The sequence below is a fragment of the Sphaerochaeta sp. S2 genome (assembly GCF_016406725.1).
Taxonomy (GTDB): Bacteria; Spirochaetota; Spirochaetia; order Sphaerochaetales; family Sphaerochaetaceae; genus Sphaerochaeta.
In genome coordinates, this window is the sequence record NZ_JAEKNT010000302.1 from 1 (window position 1) to 4,281 (window position 4,281).

The 4,281-nt window shown below is 49.8% G+C and carries 4 protein-coding genes; all 4 read left to right on the top strand.

The genetic code is table 11. The features are described from left to right. Positions 1–717, top strand: a 717-nt coding sequence (locus tag JF818_RS08815; RefSeq protein WP_304945014.1) for a glutamate ligase domain-containing protein, incomplete at its 5' end; no start/stop codon positions are given. Then, positions 698–2,131 (top strand): NFACT family protein, encoded by a 1,434-nt coding sequence (locus tag JF818_RS08820; RefSeq protein ID WP_198891645.1) that lies wholly within the window; start codon positions 698–700, stop codon positions 2,129–2,131. The genes JF818_RS08815 and JF818_RS08820, both read left to right, overlap by 20 nt. After that, a complete protein-coding gene (amrB, locus tag JF818_RS08825) occupies positions 2,118–2,966 on the top strand; it encodes an AmmeMemoRadiSam system protein B (RefSeq protein ID WP_198891646.1) in 849 nt (282 codons plus the stop codon). The genes JF818_RS08820 and amrB overlap by 14 nt, the downstream gene beginning before the upstream one ends. After that, positions 2,959–4,221, top strand: a complete 1,263-nt coding sequence (locus tag JF818_RS08830) for a hypothetical protein (RefSeq protein ID WP_198891647.1) — start codon at positions 2,959–2,961, stop codon at positions 4,219–4,221. The genes amrB and JF818_RS08830 overlap by 8 nt, the downstream gene beginning before the upstream one ends. Positions 4,222–4,281: the final 60 nt, after the last annotated feature.

Below are 4,281 nucleotides of genomic sequence, written 5' to 3' on the forward strand. Positions count from 1 at the left end.
GCATTGGATGTCTTCCTCGCTGAAGCAAAGGACCAACACAGCACTCCCTACCTACTGAAGGAACATCTGGGTTCCCTGACAAGCAGCACCACCAGTGAAGGCGAACAGGTCCACTACCGGTGGAAGAATGGGGAGGAGGAACATCTTTATCTTTCCATGCGAGGGCTGGTCCAAGCACAGAACAGTGCGCTTGCCATGCTTGTCCTGAAGACACTCAATCTCTTTGACCAGGCGATGCTCCCTGCCATCGAGTCAAACCAGATACCAGGGAGGTTCCAGCAGCTCTCAAAGGATCCCTGCCTTTATGTGGATGGTGCACACACCACCCGCTCCCTGCAGGCCCTGCTCTCTTCCTTCTCCAGCCTTCATCCAAGCAAGGAGAATACAGTCATTTTTGGGGCACTGGAAGACAAGGATCATACCCACATGCTCTCACTTCTGCTCGACTATTTCCAGAGAATCATCATCAGCAGGCCAGGTACTTTCAAGAAGAGTGATATCAAAGAGCTGCATGAGCTTCTCCTGGAGCTTGCCGACGAGCGAGAAAAACAGTACGAAATTCTTTTGATCGAGGACAATCTCTCAGCATTGAAAGAAGCACTTTCACGTACGGCAAAGGAAGGGGCCATCCTTACCTGTGGATCCTTCTACCTTGCCGGAGGTATAACATCTGCCTATGAGCAGGTCAGGAGTTCCCATGAGTCTCAACTGGCGTGAGATAGCGCTTATTCTGGAGGAACTGCCCCTGGAGGGCAGTTCCTTGCAACGCACTACCCAACATGACTTCCACTCTCTCAGCTGGCACTTCTACCACCCCGAGGCAGGAAGGTGGACACTATACACCGAGGTAGGAACCCCTTTCAGTCGACTGCATGAACTTAAGAAACCTATTAGTGCAAACCAGATGGGAAAGACCGCAAAGCTCCAGCGTTTTATCCAGTTTTGTCGTGCAAATCTGGAGGGTGCTAAGGTTGAATCAGTCTATCAACAACCCTTTGACCGGGTTGTACGCCTACGCATGGACAACCATGGCACGATACTGAATCTCTATCTTCGCTTCTACAGTGGGCCAGGAGCAAATATTCTGGTCACCGATGAGCATGATATCCTCCTTGACCTGCTCTATAGGCGTCCTGGAAGAGAGGAGCAGAGTGGACAACCATTCACACTCCCTGAGCCGAAAGCGGAAGAGGGAAAAGCGTTTCTAGTCAGAGAGAGGACCGGCGATTCCTTCAATGAGCAGATTGAGGAAGCCTACGGTGCGCAGAGCAATACACTTACCCGTGAAGAGCTGGCTGCACGTGTTGAACGAAAGATGGAACGGGAGCTCAAGAGCCTAAATACCACACTCGGTAGTCTTATACGTACCAGTGCGAACACCCAGGATTTCATGCATTTCAAGAAGTTTGGAGATCTACTCAGTGCAAACCAACACCTACTCAAAGGTACAATGGATGAAATAACCCTGGAAGACTGGGAGACTGGAGAGCCAATAACCATACCCCTGGATGACAAGATCCTCTCTCGCGAGAATATCCATCTCTACTATGAGAAATACCAGAAAGCGAAGAAGACCCACGAGAACGCCATCACAGAGGTTGAGAAAACCAAAGCGCTCATTGCCCAGAGAGAAGCACACTATCTGGCGCTCCTTGATCCCAACCGTGACCAACTACAGGCGATCAGGAGCCTGACAAAGGAACTTGAAGAGAGCACTGGGAGTGAGACACAAAAAAAGCAGAGTCCGGGCCTCACCATCCAAAGTGGTTCGTTCACCCTGCTTGTTGGCCGCAATGCCAAGGAAAACGATGAATTACTCCGTCACTATGTAAAGGGAAATGACTACTGGATGCATACCCGTGATGTCCCTGGGGGGTATGTTTTCATCAAGTACATCAGGGGAAAGAGTGTCCCTCTGGAGGTCCTGCTTGATGCAGCAAACCTAGCGCTTGTTTTCAGCAAGGCAAAGAATCAGGGTCGTGCAAATCTATACTATACCCAGGTAAAACACCTAAGAAGAGCAAAGGGAGGGAAAACCGGGACGGTTCTCCCCACCCAGGAGAAAAACTTGACAGTTACACTGGACGAAGGGAGACTTTCACGATTACTTTTAGGACATGAGCATGCTTGACAGTTACCACCATACAATCTTCTACCCAGAAGACAAAGAGGCACTCTCCCTTGCAACGGCAAAGAGAGAATCAAAAGTGAATCTTCGCTCTCTTCCCTCTGCAATTCTTGTACCTCATGCAGCTTACCAGTTTTCACTGGAGGCTCTGCATAGGAGCTTTTCAGTTGCAGGGGACCTGAAGCCCTCCTTGATCGTCTTTCTTGGGCCCTTGCACCAGGAAGTGCTGGAAGCAGATGCTCCATCTTTCCTGTTCACCAGCAGCATGGAAGGCATATCCATAGCAGGTGTGGAATATCGCTTTGCAACCACCTTGATCAAGGAACTCACTGCCTCCCATGCTCCCTTCTTTGCTCAGGAAGACAGTTACCTGATAGAGGAACCTGCTCTTGAGCTTACACTTCCCATGATTCACAGTTATTTTGGGAATGTCCCGGTACTCCCCATTCTTGCTTCCTCGTGTACCGGTGAACAATTACAAACCTACCATACAATTCTGGAGTCTGTGGTAAGGCAAGAGAAAAACGTGCTGTTCATCGTTTCTGCCAATGCCAATGCACTCCTGCCATCCCCGCAAGCAGAGGAAGATGCAAGGACATTCATCTCCCGCTTAAAGGCAGGAACTAGTCTTCTGGAAAACAGGAGAGGAGAGAGAATAAGCAGCTGCAATAGCTCGAGCTTGGAAGCGCTCCGCCAGATAAGGGCGTTCTCTGGAAAGTGGACGATTAATGGATACTTCGATAAACATGGCGAGCAACCAGAGATCAAGGATCATAACGATATGAAGGAAAAACATGTTTGGCACATCAGTGCATATCAAGGAGAAACGAATGCATAAGATGAGTCGGACCTTTCCCTGTGAAATCGATGGACAGAAGATGCAATGTATTGTGATAGGCCCTCAATCGATGGACCTTCCCTCCTACCTGTTGCAGGGAGAAAAAGCCTGTGGCTATATCTATGAGGATGGAACTCTTACGAAATGGTACTGGAAAGGCCTAAGCGTAGTGGAAGGAGAGCGCTGTCTCTACTTTGATCCGCTGCCCTTGTTTCCTTTTTCAAACATTGCCACCAGCAAACGATCTCAGGCTCTGACCTTGGTCAGGGATCTCGCTCGTGCACTGGAATCACTACCCTACTCCTTCCTGGACCTCTCAAGCGGCATTCTTCCGCTTTGGAGAGTATGGGGTATGGAAGATGGTAGATTATTGATCCTTCCCCAGGATTTGGCAGACCTCTTTGCTGCCTGTAGTGATGAGGAGACCCGTTACTTTCACAGCTCCTCATGGGTACATCATGGACTGCATCAGCCTTTCACACTCTGCGACCAGATGGCCAGCCTTCTCTACTATGCAGCCTTGGGTTTTCCACCATTCCATGACAAAGACAGCAGGGAGGACTCTTTCAGACCACTCCCCTTATCCCTTACAGGAGCCTCGCTACCGCAATCAACCATACAGTTCATCGACCGAACGCTCTCCTTAAGCCTAACCAAGCAGAGGGATGCTGTCATGAACAAGGAACCCCAGAAGGCACTGTCCTGGTTCCTTTCCCAGACAGAATCCTTGCAATGGACACTGGAAGCTACCGACTCGGTCCAAACCAGGGAGTCTCTCAGAGTGATAGGGGCTTGTGCCTCATTCCTGGATGGTCAACACAAACGAGCGAGACGACGGGTTTTCTGGAGAAAGAAAGGTTGGTTGGTCATTACCATTGCAGCAATCGTCATCTCCGTGAGCTGGTTCACCACCACACGGATACAGGAATCGCGCAAGCCACCTTACACTGCCGGCATGGAACCGACACAGATCATCGAAGCGTATTACGACAGCATGAATGAACTGAGCCTGGAGAAAATGGAGGCTTCCCTTGCAAAAGGGGTAAAGAACCCAGCATCAATGGAGGTCACCAACCTCTATGTTACCCGTCAGACCAGGCAAGCCTATGAGGGTATCAATACGCAGATCGATCCCAATGATTGGATAGCAGAGGGAAGACCTCCCATCTTGGCGGGAACCTTCCTCTATGGCATTACCGATCTCTCAATCGAACAGATAGGAGAAAACAGGTACCTGGCAAAGGGAATTATGTAGACTCCCTACACTTACAGCGATGAGGAACCTGAACAAAATGCTACAGCTGCTCCGGTATAC

Excerpts from the sequence above, each read along its gene's own strand:
- JF818_RS08820 (WP_198891645.1), top strand. The coding sequence starts at position 698 with ATGAGTCTCAACTGGCGTGAGATAGCGCTTATTCTGGAGGAACTGCCC.
- JF818_RS08830 (WP_198891647.1), top strand. The coding sequence starts at position 2,959 with ATGCATAAGATGAGTCGGACCTTTCCCTGTGAAATCGATGGACAGAAG.
- amrB (WP_198891646.1), top strand. The coding sequence starts at position 2,118 with ATGAGCATGCTTGACAGTTACCACCATACAATCTTCTACCCAGAAGAC.